The following is a 17,000-nucleotide window of genomic DNA, read 5'->3' as shown; positions in this document are numbered from 1 at the left end:
TTTCTTTAAAGAAATGGCGCCGGATGCAAAAACGCCGGGGTGAGGCCCCGGCGTTTGGTCTTACTTCGATTTCGGGCCACCCTTGCCGCCCTGTTTGCCGATCTTATTCGGCGGGGTGAAGCGTTTGGACGGGTCGGAGGCCCGCTTGTAGGACTTCTCTCCGCCCGGCGTGGTGGCCGAGGTGGTCGGTTTGCCCTTGCCCTTGCGCGGGGCGTCGCCCGCGGGCTTTTCCTTTTTCCAAACGGCCTTTGCCTTGGGCTTGCCGCTCGCGTCGCCGCCCGATTTGGGCTTGGGCGTCGCGCCGGGTTTCATTGGGCTACGCTCGGTCTTATGCGACTTCGGCGGGCGCTCGCCCTTGGGCGCGCGGGGTTTGTCGAATTTCGGCTTGTCGAAAGACGCAGCACCGGGGCCGTCGCTGGATTTCGCGCGGGGTTTGCGCGGGGCGGGGGCGGCATCCGGGTCATAATCGCCGCGCGGTTTGCGCGGGCCGCGGTCGCCTTTGAAACCGCCCGGTTTCGGGCCGCGTTTGCCGCCGGGTTTGGGGCCGCGCGGCAGGTCCGGGGCCTTGTCCAACTTGGTCAGCACCACGCCGTCTTCCAGCGTCATTTCGCCGCCGAGCGTGTCGAGCAGGCCGGGCACCGAGGCTTCGGCCACCTCCACGAAACTATGGCTGTCTTGCACGCGAATCGCGCCGATGTCGTCCTTGGTCAGGTCGCCGCGGCGGCAGAGCATCGGCAGCAACATGCGCGGCTCGGCCCCGTCTTTGCGCCCGGTGGAGACCGAGAACCAGACCGATGGGCCAAAGTCGCGGCGCGGCTTGTCCTCGCCCGGCGCGCCGGGGTCGCTCAGCTCTTCCGGGGCGGACTGGCGCTTGCGGTAGAGGTTGACGAAAGCGGTGGCCAATTGCTCGGCGCTGAATTTCTCGACCAGCGAGGTGACGAATTCCGCCGCATCCTCGGGCGCAGGCTCCACCCATGCGGAATCGGCCAGCAGGCGGGCTTCGTCAGCGGCGTTGACCTCGGCGGCGGAGGGCGGTGCGGCCCATTCCACTTTCAGCTTGGCCCAGCCCAGAAGCCGGTTCGCCTTGCTGCGCATCTTGGGCGGCACGATCAGGGCCGAGACCCCCTTGCGCCCGGCGCGGCCTGTGCGGCCCGAACGGTGCAGCAGCGTGTCAGAGTTGCTGGGCAGGTCGGCGTGGATCACCAGTTCGAGGTTCGGCAGGTCGATGCCGCGTGCGGCCACATCCGTCGCGATACAGACCCGCGCGCGCCCGTCGCGCAGCGCTTGCAACGCGTTGGTGCGCTCGGACTGCGTCAGCTCACCCGAAAGCGCCACGACCGAAAAGCCGCGGTTGGTGAACCGCGTGGTTAGCCGCGCCACAGCGGCGCGGGTGTTGCAGAAGACGATGGCGTTCTTGGCCTCGTAGAAACGCAGCACGTTGATGATCGCGTTCTCGGTGTCGCGCGGATGCACGTTCAGCGCGCGATATTCGATGTCGCTGTGTTGCTTGGCTTCGCCCACAGTGGTGATGCGCTGCGCATCGCGCTGGTAGGATTGCGCCAGTTTGGCAATCGCCGCAGGTACGGTGGCCGAGAACAGCAGCGTGCGGCGCTCTTCGGGGGATTCCGACAGGATGAACTCAAGGTCTTCGCGGAAGCCGAGGTCAAGCATCTCATCCGCTTCGTCCAGCACCACGGCGCGGATCGCGTCGAGGTTGATGTTGTTGCGTTTGATGTGGTCGCAGAGGCGGCCCGGTGTGGCGACGACGATATGTGCGCCCCGGTCCAGTGCACGACGCTCGGTCCGGGTGTCCATGCCGCCGACGCAGGTGGTGACCACCGCGCCCGCTTTGCCGTAAAGCCAGGTCAACTCGCGGCTGACCTGCATGGCCAATTCGCGCGTCGGCGCGATGATCAGCGCCAGCGGCGCGCCCGCTTGGCCGAAATGCGTGTCCTCGCCCAGAAGCGTCGGCGCGATGGCAAGGCCGAAGCCCACCGTCTTGCCCGACCCGGTTTGGGCCGAAACCAGAAGGTCTTGATCGTTCAGCGCAGGGTCTGTGACGGCCTCCTGTACGGCGGTAAGTGTTTCATAACCCTGTTGGGCAAGGGCATCGGCAATAGTCTGGATCACGAAGGCTGTCCTGTCTTGAACGTTGTGCGGGGGGCGGGCACGTGGGGTGCTACCAGCCACGGCAAAGGAATCCGACCGTCGGTAGAGGGTCGGGGATGGAATGTACATGGGGGTTTTGTGGCGAATTGTCACCCTTTTTACCGGTTTGGCGGCTTTCCGGGCCTGAATGGGCGGGGAAGCGCCATTTCCGCTCTGATCCGGCCCGCTCACATCTCGGTCAGGCCGATGGCGCGGGCGGGTGGCTTGGGGTAGCTATGATCCAAAGCGGAAAGAGAGAGTGAGGCTATCTGGTGCAAAGCGATCTGCCCCTGACGCGGGATCTGGTGCTGGTGGGGGGCGGGCACGCCCATGCGCTGGTGCTGCGCAAATGGGGGATGGACCCGCTGCCCGGCGCACGGCTGACCGTCATCAACCCCGGCCCTACCGCGCCCTATACCGGCATGCTGCCCGGTCATATCGCCGGGCATTACGACCGCGATGCATTGGAGATCGACCTGATGCGCCTCTGCCGCCACGCCGGGGCTCGGTTGATCCTTGGGGCGGCAACGGGGATCGACCGCGCGGCGCGGGAGATCACGGTCGAAGGGCGCGGGGCCGTGGCCTATGACGTGGCGTCGATCGACATAGGTATCACGGCCAAGATGGACCTGCCGGGATTTGCCGCGCAGGCGGTCGGGGCCAAGCCGCTCGATCTCTATGCCGCGCGTTGGCGGGAGTTTCTCGCGGCGGTCAAGGCCGGGGAGCAGCCGCCCGAGGTGGCGGTGATCGGCGGCGGTGTGGCGGGCTGCGAGCTTGCCATGGCGATGGCCTTTGCCCTGCGCGACGCGGGGGGGCAGCCTGCGGTGACGGTGGTGGAACATGGGCCGCAGCTTTCCGGCATGGCCCCCCGGACCGAGGCGATGGTGCGGCGGCAGATGGCAGAGCTTGGGGTGACCGTGGCGCTTGAGGCCAAGGTCACGCAGATCACCGACCGGCAGGTGCTCTTGGCGGATGGTGCGCCGATCTCTGCGGCGCTTTGCGTGGGGGCTGCGGGGGCGGTGCCGCAGGGCTGGCTTGCCCAGACCGATCTGCCGCTGCACGCGGGGTTCATCCGCGTGGGGGCCGATCTGGGGGTGGTAGATGATGACAGGCTCTTCGCCGTTGGCGATTGCGCGCATATGGAGGCCAGCCCGCGCCCCAAGGCCGGTGTCTTTGCCGTGCGGGCGGCGCCGGTGCTGCACGACAACCTGCGCGCGGCGCTCAGCGGCGGGGCACGGCGGGCGTTCAAGCCGCAGCGGCATTATCTCAAGCTGATCTCACTCGGCGGGAAAGCCGCCGTGGCGGAGCGGAACGGGCTGGCCCTCGGCGGTGCGCTGCTGTGGCAATGGAAGGACCGGATCGACCGGAAGTTTATGGACGGGCTCGATGACCTGCCCGCGATGAAGACCGATGCGCTGGCGGGCCCGGTGGCCTCGGGCGTGCAGGAGGCGCTGGCGGGCAAGCCGCTCTGTGGTGGATGCGGGGCCAAGGTGGGCGGCGCGGTGCTGGGCGATCTCTTGGCCGAGGTGCAGCCGCCCGTCTCGGGCGATGTGCTCACCGGGGCGGGCGATGATGCGGCGGTGCTGCGCCGCCCCGGCGGCGGCTTTCAGGTGATGAGCACGGATCATTTGCGCGGCTTCATCGAAGACCCGGCCCTGATGACGCGGATCGCGGCGGTGCATGCCTTGGGCGACATCTGGGCGATGGGGGCCACACCGCAGGCGGCGCTGAGTTCGATCATCCTGCCTCGCATGTCGCCCGCATTGCAGGCCCGGACCCTGCGCGAAATCGCGGTGGCCGCGCAGGAGGTGATGGCGGGCGCAGGTGCGCAGATCGTGGGTGGCCATACGACCATGGGCGCGGAACTGACCATCGGCTTTACGGTCACCGGTACGCGGAACGTGATGCCCCTTGGCCACGGTGGCGCGCAGCCGGGCGATGTGCTGATGCTGACCCGGCCCATCGGGTCGGGGGTGATCCTTGCAGGCCATATGGCAGGGACCGCGCCGGGGCGGGTGGTGGCCGAAGCGCTCGGCGTCATGGCCACCCCGCAGGCGCGGGAGGCGGAGATTTTGAGCAAGGCCCATGCGATGACGGATGTAACGGGCTTTGGCCTTGCCGGACATGTGCAAGCGATCTGCCGCGCCTCGGGATTGGCGGCGGAGCTTTGGGGAGAGGCGGTGCCGATCTACCCCGGGGCGCAGACGCTGTCGGATAAGGGGGTGGCCTCTTCCTTGCTGGCTGTTAATCAGGCGGACGCCCCGATTGCGGCGGCAGACCCGGTGAACCCGCTTTTCCACGATCCGCAAACCGCCGGGGGGCTGCTGGCAGCCCTGCCCGAGGATGCGGCGAAAGCGGCGCAGACGCGGTTAAAGGCCGAAGGTTTGGCGGGCCATATCATCGGGCGGCTTGAGGCGGGGGTGCCCTCTATCCGCCTGCGGTGAAACGGCTGTGCAGCGCGGCGGCGGTTTCGGCCAATGTGCTGTCATCAAGCCGGTCGAGCGTCAGCCGGGCGCGCGGGGCGGGGTTGCGGCTGGCGGCCTTGGCATAGCGCGGATCGTAATGCTGGCCGATCAGCCCTTCGGCGAGGCTGGCCCAATCACCCGCGCGGGCTTGGGTCTGCCACTGGGTGATCGTCTCTCCGCTATGATAGGGCCGCAGCTTGTCGATGCGGTTTTCGAGCATGGCGGGGTCGGTGGTCAGGTCATCATAGGCCCGGCACAGAAAATCCGCCCGCGCGGCCAAGGGGGCGGCGATCTCAACCCGCGCGGCGTCGCGCATCGCGGCCCAAAGCGCAGGCGGAAGGGTGATGTCGCCGATCTTGCTGCTCTCGGCTTCGACCCATGTCACCTGCGCGGGGTCGAGCGGCAAAAGCGCTTGGGCGAGCCGGGATTCGAACATCTTTTGATGCGGCTGCCCGCCGTCCACCGCACCGAAAAGCGAGCCGCGGTGCTGCGCCAGCCCTTCGAGGTCAAGCACCTGCGCGCCTGCCTTGGCCAGATGGTGCAACAGCCGTGTCTTGGCCGTGCCGGTGCCGCCCTCGATCAGCATCAGCCGATGCGGCAGTGGCGTGTCGTAGAGCGTCGCGACCACGAGCCGCCGGTAGCTGCGATAACCGCCGCGCAGAAGTTGCACGCGCCAGCCGACCTGATCGAGGATCGTCGAAAAGGCCCCCGACCGCTGCCCGCCGCGCCAGCAATAGACCAGCGGCTGCCAGCTACCGTCTTTATCCGCCAGTGCCGTTTGCAAATGGTGGCCCGTGTTCTGCGCCACCAGCGCCCCGCCGATCTTGCGCGCGTCAAAGGGGCTGACCTGCTTGTAGATCGTGCCCACTTCGGCGCGCTCCGCGTCCGACAGCACGGGCAGGTTGATGGCACCGGGCAGATGATCCTCGGCAAACTCCATTGGCGCGCGCACGTCGATGATTGTGTCGACGTTGAGCGTGGCGAGGTCCGACAGGGCGGTGAGGGTGCAGGGGGTCATCTGGGAGGCCGACAAAGCCCCGCGCCCCGTAACAGGGCGCGGGGGGGATGGCTCAGGCTTTGGCGGCGATCACCAGCACTTCGACCAGATATTCCGGCGTGGCGAGTTTGGATTCGCCGCAGGCGCGGGCGGGGGCTTGGCCCTCGGGCACCCATGCGTCCCAGACGGCGTTCATGGCTTCGAAATCGGCCATGTCGGCCAGCCAGATGGTCGATTGCAGGATGTGGGTCTTGTCGCTGCCGACCTCTGCCAGCAGGGCGTCGACCTTATCGAGGCAATCTTGGGTCTGCTGGGCCACATCCGCGCCCGCCGTGCCGACCTGCCCGGCAAGGTAGATCACATCGCCATGCTCGACGATCTGGCTCATGCGGGTGTTGGTGTGGTGGCGTTTGATCTCGGTCATTCTGTCTCTCCTTTGACGTTGCAAAACTTGTGGCAGCTTTACGTGGGGGAGGCCAGATCAAAGCCTGCGCTTCAGGACCTCTCGATCGGGCCGCCCGCTTTTTCCCAGCCGCCGAAACCGTCCTTCAGGTGGGCCGCGTCAAAGCCCATGTCTTGCAACGTCGCGACCGAGATGGCCGAGCGCCAGCCAGAGGCGCAGTGAAAGACGAACTTCTTGTCTTGGGCAAAGACCTCTTTGAAATAGGGGCTGTCTGGGTCGATCCAGAACTCCAACATGCCGCGCGGGCAGTGGAAGGCACCGGGGATGAACCCGGTGCGTTCGCGTTCGCGGGGGTCACGCAGGTCGACGAATTGCACGTTTTCGTCCTCCAGCATGGCGATGGCCTCAGTGCTGTCGATCTCTTCGATCCGGGCGCGGGCTTCGGCGACCATTTGCGCGGCGGTTTTCTTGAGGGCCATCGGTCTTCTCCTTACAGTTTGTTCAGCAACTCAGGCGTGGGCCAGCCATCGACGGGCATGCCGAGACGTTCCTGCTCGGCCCGCACCGCACCGCGGGTGCCAGAGCCGAGGATGCCATCCACATCGCCCACGTCATAGCCCTTGGCTTGGAGTTTGCGTTGCAGCGTTTTCATCGCCTCGCCGCCCAGACCGGGGGCCGGGTTGCCCGCATCATAGACCTGCGCGCCTTCCAGCCGTGTGGCGAAATAGGCAGCGGTCATGACGTAGGTAAAGCTCTGGTTCCACTCGAAATAAACCCGAAAGTTCGGATAGGCGATGAAAGCAGGCCCGCCGCGCCCCTGCGGCAGCAGGACAGAGGCGGTTAGCCCCTCGGCCAACGGGCCGTTGCGGGGGGAGACACCCATCGCCTGCCATTCGCTGACGGGTTTTGTGGTCTCCAGCCCGGTTTGCGACCAGTCGAAATCCTGCGGCAGGGTGACCTCGGCCAACCAAGGCTCGCCCGCGCGCCAGCCGAGGCTTTGCAGCATCTTGGCACCCGACAGCAGCGCATCGGGGGCAGATGTCTTGAGCGAGACCGCGCCGTCGCCGTCGCCATCCATCCCGTTCTCTAGGATGTCGCGCGGCAGCATTTGCACCATGCCGATCTCACCGGCCCAAGCGCCGGTGGTGGTGGCCGGGTCGAACTCACCGCGCTCGAAAAGCTCCAGAGCAGCGAAAAGCTGCGGGCGGAACAGTTCGGGGCGCCGGCAGTCATGGGAAAGGGTCGCCAGCGCATTGGCAGTGTTAAAGTCGCCTTGGAACGCGCCGTAATCCGTTTCAAACGCCCAGAAGGCCAAAAGCACCCCACGGCTGACGCCGTATTCCGCCTCGATCCGGTCGAAGATGGCGTCGTATTTCTCGGCCATGGCGCGGCCCCGGTTGATCCGGTTTTCCGAGATTAGGCGACGCGAGAATTCGATGAAGGGCTTTTGAAACACCCCTTGGGCCTGATCGGCGCGCAGCACGGCGGGGTCTTGGCGCAGGCCGGCAAAGAAACGCTCGGCCTTGGCGGGATCGGCGCCGTTCGCCACGGCCTCGGCTTTGGCATCGGCGATGAAGCTAGCGAAATTCCCGCCGCATTTGGCTTGGGCATAGGCGCTGGCGGGAAGGGTGAGCGCCGCGAGTGCGGCAGCGAGAAACGTGGGGCGCATGGTTACCTCTTTGTCACAGACAGGCCAGAACTAGGGCGATTGCCCACATCACCAACCATGCCTGCCAGAGGCGGGTGATGGCCGCATCGATCTCCGCAGGTCCGATGACGCGCGCCCCCGCGCCATGCACCCAAGGAAACTGCTGCACCTGCCCATCATAACTGCGCGGACCGGCGAGGGCCACACCTATGGCCCGCGCCATGGCGGCTTCTGGCCAACCGGCGTTGGGCGAGCGGTGCAGCGCCGCGTCGCCCTTGATGTCGCGCCAGCGGTGCAGCACCCCACCGGGCAAGGCAATCAGCAGCGCGGTGAGCCGTGCGGGGGCGAGGTTCAGAAGGTCATCCATCCGCGCCGCGGCCCAGCCGAAATCGGCATAGCGCGGGGTCCGGTAGCCGATCATACTGTCGGCGGTGTTGACGATTTTATAGACCAGCAGCCCCGGCAGACCGCCCAGCAGGAACCAAAAGGCAGGGGCGATGATCCCGTCGCTGAGGTTCTCCGCCCCGCTTTCGATTGCCGAGCGGGCGACCGCATCTGCGGGCATCTCGCCAGTATCGCGGCTGACGATCATCGCCACGGCGCGGCGCCCTGCGGGCAAGGATTGGCGCAGCCCGTCGGCCACGGCGCGCAGGTGCTCAACGAGGGAGCGCTGCGCCAGCAGGATGGCGGCGAGGATGATCTCGATTAGGGGGCCAAACAGGCTGAGCGCCCAGCCGAGCAGCGCGGCCCCGATCATCAGCGCCAGCAGCAACGCCACGCCCTTGGCGCGGCGGGCTTGGCCGCGGTTCAACCGACGGTCCCCCCAGCCGATCAGCCGCCCCATCAGCACCGACGGATGCGGCATGCGACGCCAGAGCCAGTCCGGCTCACCAAGCGCGGCGTCCAGCAGCATGGCCAGCGCGAGGATCGCCGCCGTGCTCATGCCAGCGCCTGCTCCAACCGCGCCCAACCTATCGAGGGCGGCAGGCCAAGGCGCAGCCAGCGCGGATTGTAGGGGAAGACGCGGCTCCAGATCTGGTGCCGGGCAAGGCGGGTTTGCCAAGCCTGCGCGTCTTCGACCTCATAGAGCCGGAAAAGCGGTGTGCCGCCGACGATCTCTGCGCCTGCTGTGGTCATCAGCCCGTCGAGGCGCGTGGCCTCGGCCCCCAGCCGCGCCCGCGTGGCCTCGGCCCATGGTTGATCCCGAAGCGCCGCTGCACCGATATGCAGCGCGGGGCCACTGACCGGCCACGGCCCAAGCAACTGTTCAAGCCGTGCCACCAAGGCCGGATCGCCGATCACGAACCCCAGCCGCAGCCCGGCCAGCCCCCAGAATTTGCCAAAGCTCTTGAGGATCAGCGTGCCGGGCACCGTGGCCTGCGCCATCAGGGTGGCGTTGGGCGTGATGTCGCAAAAGCTCTCATCAATGATGCTGAGCGGGGCTGTCGTCTCTGCCAAAGGCCACAGGCGCCCGTCGGGGTTGTTGGGATGGACGTGAACGGCGGCTTCGGTCTCGCCCGTCTCGACCACTTGCCAGCCATTCTCGGCGAAGCTGGCGGCATGTTCGTTATAGGTCGGCCCGGGGATGCGCACGCGGCCTTTCGGGGCCAGCGCCGGGATTCGCGCGATGGCCGAGGAGGCCCCCGGCACGGCAAGGATCGCGGCGCCTTCGGGTACCTTCCAAAAGCCGCGGGCGGCGGTCAGCAGCGCGTCTTGCGCCGCGGCGTCGGGGAGGGCAGCCCATGCGCCCGCAGGCAGGGCAGGTATTGGGTAGGGCGCGGGGTTGATCCCAGTGGAAAGGTCGATCCAATCCGACCGCTCTCCGCCGAAACGCGCCGCTGCCGCATCGACACCGCCGCCGTGGTCGCGCTGGTCTGGCTTTTGCATGATCATCCCCCTGCCGTCGTCGCTGCGGTGAAAGCGCAAAAGCGCTGCGCGATCAAGCGCCTTCCACGCGGCAGGGGGAGGGGAGGTCAGCCGCGCCCGTGCGGCGCGTCGAAGTCCAGCACCGGATTGATCGGGATGATGCGGTGCGGGTTAATCGTATCATGGCTGTAGTGATAGTGCCGCACGATATGGTCGAAGTTCACCGTCTCGGCCACGCCCGGCACCTGATAGAGCTCGCGCGTATAGGCCCAGATGTTCGGGTAATCGACGATCCGGTGGCGGTTACATTTGAAGTGCAGGTGATAGACCTTGTCGAAGCGCACCAGCGTGGTGAAAAGCCGCCAGTCCGCCTCGGTCATCCGGTCGCCCGCGAGGTAGCGGTTCTGCGACAGGATGTCTTCGATCCAATCCAGCGTGTCGAAGAGCGGATGCACGGCGGCGTCATAGGCCTCTTGCGTGGTGGCGAAGCCGGCTTTGTAGACGCCGTTGTTCAGCGTGTCATAAACGCGGGCGTTCACCTCTTCGATGCGGTCGTGCAGGGGGGCGGGGTAATAGTCATCACTGTTGCCGGTGATCGCGTTGAAGGCGCTGTTGAACATGCGGATGATCTCGGCGCTCTCATTGCTGACGATGGTCTCGCGCTCTTTGTCCCAGAGGATCGGCACGGTGACGCGGCCCGTGAAATCGGGATCGGCGCGGGTGTAGATGTCGCGGGCATAGGGCAGGCCGAAGAGCGTGTCGCCCGTGGCGCCGGGGAAATCCGTGTCAAAGGTCCAGCCCTCGCCCAGCATATCGGGATGCACGACAGAGACACCGATGTGATCCTCAAGCCCCTTCAACTGGCGGAAGATCAGCGCGCGATGCGCCCATGGGCAGGCATAGCTGACGTAGAGGTGATAGCGCCCCGATTCTGCCTTGAACCCGCCTTCGCCGCTGGGTCCGGCGCTGCCGTCGGCGGCCACCCAGTTGCGAAACTTGGCCTCGCTGCGCTCGAATTTGCCGCCCGAGGATTTGGTGTCATACCATTTGTCTTGCCATTTACCATCGACCAATAGGCCCATCTTGTTCTCCTTTCCGCGTTTGAGGGTATATCTAGGGCAGGGCGCGGGGGCCGCCCATCTTCATAGGCGCGCAGCCGCTCTGCGCTGATGCAGACTGCCCAAACGTCACCAATTCTTAACTTGAATTTTCTACGCTTTCCGCCAGCTTAGAGGCATCAGCGGGGGGATTGCGCATGGAAGAATTTCTGTCGAAAGAAATACAGGCGGGGCTGGATGCCGCGCGTATGGCAAGCCTGCGCAAGGGCGCGCGCCTGCGGCTTGAGGCGGGCGGTGATGTCTACCGCGTGCTGCGCATGTGGAAGACCGGTTTCTCCGTCGATTTGGAGGATGCGCCGAAGCTGCGCGGGCTGGTCGATCTCTATGACGGCAGCCTGCATCTGTTCCAATGTCTGATCGTGGCGAGCGAGGAAGAAGCGGGCGAAATGCGCTATGAGTTCAAACGCGCGACTGCCGTGGCAGACCGTCCGCCGCTTGATTTCGAACGCCCCGCCGATGCGCCGCTGGGGCTGATCGAAGACGGCCGCACCTGATAGGGCGGCACGGCGGGGCTGCCCCGCCGCGCCGTTTCGTTACTGCAAATCACTGAAGGCTTTGGCGAGCCGGTCGCAGGCTTCCTCGACCCGTGCGCGCGGGGTGGCGAGGTTGAAGCGCATGAAGCTTTCGCCGCCGGTGCCAAAGGTGGCGCCGTGGTTGGCGGCGATGGCGGCGCTCTTCTCGACACGGTCCTGAAACTCCGCGGGCTCCATGCCGGTGCCCGAAAAGTCCACCCAAGCCAGATAGGTCGATTCCAGCGGCATTGAGTTTAGCCCCGGGATCGCGTTCACCGCCTCGTCGAAGAGCTGCCGGTTGCCGTCGAGATAGGCGGTCAACTCATCCACCCAAGCGGCCCCTTCGGGCGAATAGGCGGCGGTCGCCATGATCAGCCCGAAGGAGTTGGCCGAAACGCCCAAGGCCGCCATGCGCCGGGCAAAGCGCTCGCGCAGCTTAGGATCGTGGATGATGACGTTTCCGGTATGGCCGCCCGCGATGTTGAAGGTCTTGGTCGTGGCGGTCATCATCACCAGTCGGTCTTCGATCCCGTCGATCTGGGCCATGGGGATATGCTTGTGCCCCGGCATCACCAGATCGTGGTGGATCTCATCCGAGACCAGCACCAGATCGTGCCGCTTGGCGAAGTCGGCCACGCCTTGCAGTTCCTCACGGCTCCAGACCCGCCCGCCGGGGTTATGCGGCGAGCAGAGGATCACCATCTTCTCATCCCCGGTCATCAGGGCGTCATAGGCGTCAAAATCCATCTCGTAACGGCCCGAGGCATTGGTCAGCGGGCATTCCACCACCCGACGCTCGGCGGCGTTAATCACGCGGGCAAAGGCGTGATAGACCGGGGTGAACAGCACCACCCCATCGCCGGGCTGGGTGAAAGCGTCGACGCACATGGCGGTGCCGTTCACCAAGCCATGCGTGGTGAAGATCGCCTGCGGATCGACCTTCCAGCCGTGGCGGTTTTCCATCCACCATTGGATCGCGGCAAGGTATTTGCTGTCATCGCCGAAATACCCGTGCACCCCGTGATCAATCTGGGCCTGAAGCGCGTCCTGCACCACTTGCGGGGGGCGGAAATCCATGTCTGCCACCCACATGGCGATGCCACTATCCGCAGGCACGCCATAGATCGCTTCCATCTTGTCCCATTTCGCACAATGGGTGCCGCGCCGGTCGATGATGTCGTCAAAGCTCATGCTGGTCTCTCCTGATATTGCGGCCAAGCTAACGGCTGCCGCAGGCGCTGCAAGCCCCCGGTTGCGCGATGCACGGGCATGGCCTAAATGAGCGGGATGAAACGCCCGATCCTTTTGCACCCCGATCCACGGCTCAAGAAAGCCGCAGCCCCCGTCGCCGATCTCAGCGACGAGCTGCGCGTGCTGGGCGATGATATGTTGACCACCATGTATGATGCGCCGGGCATCGGCCTTGCCGCGCCGCAAATCGGCGTGTTGAGCCGGGTGATTGTGCTGGATTGCGTCAAGGAAGAGGGCGAAGCGCCCCGGCCCTTGCTGATGTTCAACCCCGAAATCGTGGCCTCTTCGGACGCGGTCAACACCTATGAAGAAGGCTGTCTCAGCATCCCCGACCAATATGCCGAGGTGACCCGCCCGGCGGAGGTTGAGGTGCGCTGGCTCGACCGCGATGGGAAAGAGCAGCAGGAGGCCTTTGACGGGCTTTGGGCGACCTGCGTGCAGCATGAGATCGACCACCTCGACGGCAAGCTTTTCATCGACTACCTCAAGCCGCTGAAGCGTCAGATGATCACCCGCAAGATGGTCAAGCTCAAGCGCGAGCTGGCGCGCGGATGAGCGTGCTGGAGGTTCTCCGCTGGCCCGACCCGCGACTGGCCGAGATCTGCGCCCCGGTCGAAGAGATCACGCCGGAGATTGAACGCCTTGCCGCCGATATGCTGGAAACGATGTATGCCGCACCGGGGCGTGGCCTTGCCGGGCCACAGGTGGGCGCGATGCTGCGGATCTTCGTGATGGATGCGGGCTGGAAAGAGGATAAGTCCGATCCGCTGGTCTGCATCAACCCGATGTTTCAAGAGATCGGCGAAGAGCGCGTGACCAATACCGAGGGCTGTCTTAGCATTCCCGGCATCAGCACCGACATCTCGCGCCCGTCGCAGGTGCAGATGGTCTGGACCGGGCTGAACGGGGGGCGCTATGTCCAAAGCCTTGAGGGCGCCGCGGCGCTGATCGCGCAGCATGAGCTGGATCACCTTGATGGCGTGGTGACCTTCGATCACCTCGACGCGGAGACCCGCGCCGCCAAGATTGCGGAGTTCAACGCACAATGACCCTACGCCGCTATGTTCCATGGCCCGACAAACGCCTGCGCAGCCCCGCCGAACCCATCGATGCGGTGACGGATGAAATCCGCACCCTCTGGGACGACATGATCGAGACGATGGACGCCATGCCCGGCGTCGGCCTTGCCGCGCCGCAGATCGGTGTGATGTTGCAGGTGGCGGTGGTCGATGCCTCGGAAGCGCGCAACAAGCGCATCCGGCTGGCGAACCCGGTGATCGTCGATGCCTCTGCCGTGTTGCATCCTTACGAGGAGGCCAGCCCCAATCTGCCCGGTTTCAGCGCCGTGATCCGCCGCCCGCGTGGGGTGAAGGTACGCTTTCTGGATGAGACGGGGGCCGAGGTGGAGCGTGATTTCGTCGGGCTGGAAGCGGTGAGCGTGCAGCACCAGATCGACCATTTGGCGGGCAAGATGTATTTCGACAACCTCAGCAAAACCAAGCGCGACATGCTGTTGCGCAAGGCACGCAAACAGAACGGCTGACGGCGCTCTCCAAGGCGCTGTCCGGCAGGAGTGAACAGATGCGACTGATCTTCATGGGCACGCCCGATTTCTCGGTGCCGATCCTCGATGCGCTGGTGCAGGGTGGGCATGAGATCTGTGCGGTCTATTGCCAACCGCCCCGCCCCGCCGGGCGCGGCAAGAAGCCCCGCCCCAGCCCGGTGCAGCAACGCGCCGAAGCGCTTGGACTGCTGGTGCGCCATCCGGTATCGCTCAAACATCCCGAGCCGCAGGAAGAGTTCGCCGCGCTTGAGGCCGATGCGGCGGTGGTCGTGGCCTACGGTCTGATCCTGCCGCAGCCCATTCTCGACGCGCCGAAACATGGCTGTTTGAACATCCACGCCAGCCTGCTGCCGCGCTGGCGCGGCGCGGCGCCCATTCACCGTGCGATCATGGCGGGCGACGAAAAGACCGGCGTGTGCATCATGCAGATGGAAGCGGGGCTTGATACCGGTCCGGTGCTGCTGTGCGAAGAGACCAAGATCGGCAGCGATGAGACGACGGCACAATTGCATGACCGGTTGAGCACCATGGGCGCGGTGGCGATCAACAAGGCGCTGTCGCAACTGGCCGATCTGACACCGCAGACCCAGCCCGAAGAGGGTGTCACCTATGCCGCCAAGATCGACAAGGCCGAAGCGCGCATCGACTGGACCCGCCCCGCGGTTGAGGTGGACCGGCTGATCCGCGGGCTTTCGCCCTTTCCAGGCGCGTGGTTCGAGATTGACGGCCAGCGGGTGAAAGTCCTCGGCTCGGTGCTGGACGAGGGCACCGGCGCGCCGGGTGAGGTGCTGTCGGACGCGCTGCGCATTGCCTGTGGCGAGGGGGCGGTGCGGCTGACGCGGCTACAGCGCGCGGGCAAGGGCGTGCAGGAGGCGGATGTGTTTCAACGCGGTGCGCAGATCGCAGTGGGCGCGCGTCTTAGCTGAGGCCGGGGTTCAGCTTTTGGGCGGGGTGCTTTTGTAAACCGGCAGGTGCCAGCCGAAATAAAGCGACCCTGCGCGCAGCACCCAAGTCGTCGCGGCGCAGGCCAGCAGCGGGTAGAGCGTGCCATCGAAATAGGGCGCCAGCAGCACGGCGACGGCGGCACCGGAGAGCGCCGCGGTGGCGTAAAGCTCGCCTTGGGTCAGCACCAACGGCAATTGCCCCACCACCACATCGCGCATCAGCCCGCCCATACAGCCGGTGATCATGCCCATGACGATGATGATCGGGGCGGATTGCTCTTGCGCCATGGCGACACCAACCCCCGCCGCCACGGCAACGGCAAGGGCCAGACTGTCGAGCCAGATCAGCGTGCGAAAGCGACTTTCGAGCAGGTGAGCGGTGAAAAACACCACCAGCGCCGCGACGATGGCCACGCCCAACATGCTGGGGGTCTCGATCCAGAAAATCGGGTTGCGGTCGAGCAGGAGGTCACGGATCGTGCCGCCGCCAACGGCGGTCAGGCAGGCGATAAAGGCAAAGCCCACGATATCAAGCTGCGCCCGGCTGGCAACAAGCGCGCCGGTGATGGCAAAGACCAGCACGGCGGCATAGTCCAGCAGGGCCAGCAGGCTCACTTCTTGCCGCCCGGTTTGAAGGGGGCCATGCCCGCGCGGGCCAGTTCATCGGCGCGCTCGTTCTCGGGGTGGCCGGCGTGGCCCTTGACCCATTTCCACGTCACATTGTGCCGCGCATTCGCGGCGTCCAGCCGTTGCCAAAGCTCGGCATTCTTGACCGGCTTCTTGGCCGCGTTCTTCCAACCGTTCTTTTTCCAGCCGAAGATCCAGCCGGTGATGCCGTTTTTGACGTAGTTGCTATCGGTCACCAGCGTGATCTCGGTCGGGCGGCTGAGCGATTCCAGGGCCGAGATCGCGGCCATCAACTCCATGCGGTTGTTCGTGGTCTGCGCCTCGCCGCCCTTCAACTCGCGTTCCTTGACGATCTTATCGCCGTCCATCGCGCGCATCAGCACGCCCCAGCCGCCGGGGCCGGGATTGCCCGAACAGGCACCGTCAGTATAGGCGTAGAGGTCGGGCATGGATATCTCCGATAGTTTCCAGCGCGGTTTAGGCGGCTGGCGCGCGGCGGTCAATCAGGCGGGTTGGCGCAGAACGCGCGGCACCTTGAATTCCACGTTCTCCTGCGCGGTCTCGACCAGATCGGTGGTCACGTCATAGCGCGCTTTGAAGGCGTCGATCACCTCATTGATGAGCACTTCGGGGGCCGATGCGCCCGCCGTGATGCCGATGCTGCCGATGCCCTCCAGCGCGCGCCAATCGATGTCGTCCGCACGTTGCACCAGTTGCGCATAGGCGCAGCCCGCGCGGGCGCCGACTTCGACCAGCCGTTTGGAGTTCGAGGAATTCGGCGCGCCCACCACCAGCATCGCGTCGCATTTCGGCGCCATGGCTTTGACCGCTTCCTGCCGGTTGGTGGTGGCGTAGCAGATGTCTTCTTTATGCGGGCCGATAATGGCGGGGAAGCGCGCCTGTAGGGCGGCCACGATATCGGCGGTATCATCGACGCTAAGCGTGGTCTGGGTGACATAGGCCAAATGCGCGTCATCGCGCACGGCGACTGTGGCCACATTCTCAGGCGTTTCGACGAGCAGCACATCGCCCTCGGGCAGTTGGCCCATGGTGCCGATCGTCTCGGGGTGGCCCGCGTGGCCGATCATGATGATCTGAAGGCCGGCATCCGCATGGCGCTGCGCCTCGATATGCACTTTGGAGACCAGCGGGCAGGTCGCGTCGACATAGATCATGTTGCGCGCTTGCGCCGCCGAAGGCACGGATTTCGGCACGCCATGGGCCGAGAAGATCACCGGGCGGTCGTCGGGGCATTCGCTGAGTTCTTCGACAAAGACCGCGCCCTTGTCGCGCAGCCCATCGACGACGAATTTGTTGTGCACGATCTCATGGCGCACATAGACCGGCGCGCCCCATTTCTCGATCGCCATTTCGACGATCTTGATCGCCCGGTCCACGCCCGCACAGAATCCGCGCGGCGCGGCGAGGTAGAGGGTAAGAGGCGGTTTGGTCATGGC

The 17,000-nt window shown here is 65.6% G+C and carries 18 protein-coding genes; 6 read left to right on the top strand and 12 right to left on the bottom strand.

Annotation, left to right across the window (positions count from 1 at the left end):
• Positions 1 to 60 precede the first annotated feature (60 nt).
• Positions 61 to 2,130: a DEAD/DEAH box helicase gene (locus ACGYLI_RS07470; protein ID WP_394418491.1), complete on the bottom strand. Its 2,070-nt coding sequence runs from the start codon at positions 2,128 to 2,130 to the stop codon at positions 61 to 63.
• Positions 2,131 to 2,420: 290 nt separating this feature from the next.
• Between ACGYLI_RS07470 and selD the strand changes: the two genes are divergently transcribed.
• The gene (gene selD, locus ACGYLI_RS07465; protein WP_394418489.1) at positions 2,421 to 4,592 is read left to right on the top strand and encodes a selenide, water dikinase SelD; all 2,172 of its coding nucleotides are present in this window, start codon (positions 2,421 to 2,423) and stop codon (positions 4,590 to 4,592) included.
• On the opposite strand, the gene mnmH is transcribed toward selD, so the two are convergent.
• The 7 genes from mnmH to ACGYLI_RS07430 form a co-directional block, all read right to left on the bottom strand.
• Positions 4,576 to 5,631 carry a tRNA 2-selenouridine(34) synthase MnmH gene (mnmH, locus tag ACGYLI_RS07460; protein WP_394418487.1) on the bottom strand — a complete coding sequence of 352 codons (1,056 nt, stop codon included), beginning with the start codon at positions 5,629 to 5,631 and terminating at the stop codon, positions 4,576 to 4,578. The genes selD and mnmH overlap by 17 nt on opposite strands.
• A gap of 52 nt (positions 5,632 to 5,683) precedes the next feature.
• Complete coding sequence (locus tag ACGYLI_RS07455; protein ID WP_394418485.1) at positions 5,684 to 6,034, bottom strand: RidA family protein; 351 nt, start codon at positions 6,032 to 6,034, stop codon at positions 5,684 to 5,686.
• A 71-nt stretch (positions 6,035 to 6,105) separates the two neighbouring features.
• A complete protein-coding gene (locus ACGYLI_RS07450; protein ID WP_394418483.1) occupies positions 6,106 to 6,492 on the bottom strand; it encodes a rhodanese-like domain-containing protein in 387 nt (128 codons plus the stop codon).
• Between the two features lie 11 nt (positions 6,493 to 6,503).
• Positions 6,504 to 7,682, bottom strand: coding sequence for a lytic murein transglycosylase (locus ACGYLI_RS07445; RefSeq protein ID WP_394418481.1), 1,179 nt, complete (start codon positions 7,680 to 7,682; stop codon positions 6,504 to 6,506).
• A gap of 13 nt (positions 7,683 to 7,695) precedes the next feature.
• Positions 7,696 to 8,604 carry an adenosylcobinamide-phosphate synthase CbiB gene (gene cbiB, locus ACGYLI_RS07440; protein WP_394418479.1) on the bottom strand — a complete coding sequence of 303 codons (909 nt, stop codon included), beginning with the start codon at positions 8,602 to 8,604 and terminating at the stop codon, positions 7,696 to 7,698.
• Complete coding sequence (gene cobD / locus ACGYLI_RS07435; RefSeq protein ID WP_394418477.1) at positions 8,601 to 9,554, bottom strand: threonine-phosphate decarboxylase CobD; 954 nt, start codon at positions 9,552 to 9,554, stop codon at positions 8,601 to 8,603. The genes cbiB and cobD overlap by 4 nt, the downstream gene beginning before the upstream one ends.
• Positions 9,555 to 9,634: 80 nt before the next feature.
• Positions 9,635 to 10,609 carry a glutathione S-transferase family protein gene (locus tag ACGYLI_RS07430; RefSeq protein WP_394418475.1) on the bottom strand — a complete coding sequence of 325 codons (975 nt, stop codon included), beginning with the start codon at positions 10,607 to 10,609 and terminating at the stop codon, positions 9,635 to 9,637.
• Positions 10,610 to 10,782: 173 nt separating this feature from the next.
• Here ACGYLI_RS07430 and ACGYLI_RS07425 point away from each other — a divergent pair, with 173 nt between their 5' ends.
• Positions 10,783 to 11,139, top strand: coding sequence for a hypothetical protein (locus tag ACGYLI_RS07425; RefSeq protein WP_271692497.1), 357 nt, complete (start codon positions 10,783 to 10,785; stop codon positions 11,137 to 11,139).
• A gap of 39 nt (positions 11,140 to 11,178) precedes the next feature.
• Here the strand turns inward: ACGYLI_RS07425 and ACGYLI_RS07420 are convergent, their stop codons facing one another.
• Positions 11,179 to 12,348: a MalY/PatB family protein gene (locus tag ACGYLI_RS07420; protein ID WP_394418472.1), complete on the bottom strand. Its 1,170-nt coding sequence runs from the start codon at positions 12,346 to 12,348 to the stop codon at positions 11,179 to 11,181.
• A 96-nt stretch (positions 12,349 to 12,444) separates the two neighbouring features.
• On the opposite strand from ACGYLI_RS07420, the gene def (ACGYLI_RS07415) reads away from it, so the two are divergent.
• From def (ACGYLI_RS07415) to fmt, 4 genes are read left to right on the top strand one after another with little or no spacing between them, the layout of a single operon-like run.
• The gene (gene def, locus ACGYLI_RS07415) at positions 12,445 to 12,963 is read left to right on the top strand and encodes a peptide deformylase (RefSeq protein ID WP_394418470.1); all 519 of its coding nucleotides are present in this window, start codon (positions 12,445 to 12,447) and stop codon (positions 12,961 to 12,963) included.
• Positions 12,960 to 13,457, top strand: a complete 498-nt coding sequence (def, locus tag ACGYLI_RS07410) for a peptide deformylase (RefSeq protein ID WP_394418468.1) — start codon at positions 12,960 to 12,962, stop codon at positions 13,455 to 13,457. Before def (ACGYLI_RS07415) ends, def (ACGYLI_RS07410) begins: the two co-directional genes overlap by 4 nt.
• Positions 13,454 to 13,951 (top strand): peptide deformylase, encoded by a 498-nt coding sequence (gene def / locus ACGYLI_RS07405; RefSeq protein ID WP_168612657.1) that lies wholly within the window; start codon positions 13,454 to 13,456, stop codon positions 13,949 to 13,951. The genes def (ACGYLI_RS07410) and def (ACGYLI_RS07405) overlap by 4 nt, the downstream gene beginning before the upstream one ends.
• Before the next feature lie 38 nt (positions 13,952 to 13,989).
• A complete protein-coding gene (gene fmt, locus ACGYLI_RS07400; protein ID WP_394418466.1) occupies positions 13,990 to 14,898 on the top strand; it encodes a methionyl-tRNA formyltransferase in 909 nt (302 codons plus the stop codon).
• A 9-nt stretch (positions 14,899 to 14,907) separates the two neighbouring features.
• On the opposite strand, the gene ACGYLI_RS07395 is transcribed toward fmt, so the two are convergent.
• The 3 genes from ACGYLI_RS07395 to ispH are packed head-to-tail and all read right to left on the bottom strand — an operon-like array spanning position 14,908 to position 16,997.
• A complete protein-coding gene (locus ACGYLI_RS07395; RefSeq protein ID WP_394418464.1) occupies positions 14,908 to 15,531 on the bottom strand; it encodes a trimeric intracellular cation channel family protein in 624 nt (207 codons plus the stop codon).
• A complete protein-coding gene (gene rnhA, locus ACGYLI_RS07390; protein ID WP_271692491.1) occupies positions 15,528 to 15,992 on the bottom strand; it encodes a ribonuclease HI in 465 nt (154 codons plus the stop codon). The genes ACGYLI_RS07395 and rnhA overlap by 4 nt, the downstream gene beginning before the upstream one ends.
• Before the next feature lie 54 nt (positions 15,993 to 16,046).
• Positions 16,047 to 16,997: a 4-hydroxy-3-methylbut-2-enyl diphosphate reductase gene (ispH, locus tag ACGYLI_RS07385; protein ID WP_394418461.1), complete on the bottom strand. Its 951-nt coding sequence runs from the start codon at positions 16,995 to 16,997 to the stop codon at positions 16,047 to 16,049.
• Positions 16,998 to 17,000 lie beyond the last annotated feature (3 nt).

The sequence above is a fragment of the Sulfitobacter sp. 1A13421 genome (genome assembly GCF_043557285.1).
Lineage (GTDB): Bacteria > Pseudomonadota > Alphaproteobacteria > Rhodobacterales > Rhodobacteraceae > Sulfitobacter > Sulfitobacter faviae.
Note: the sequence above shows the minus strand (reverse complement) of the source record. Positions and strands in the feature narration are given on the sequence as shown.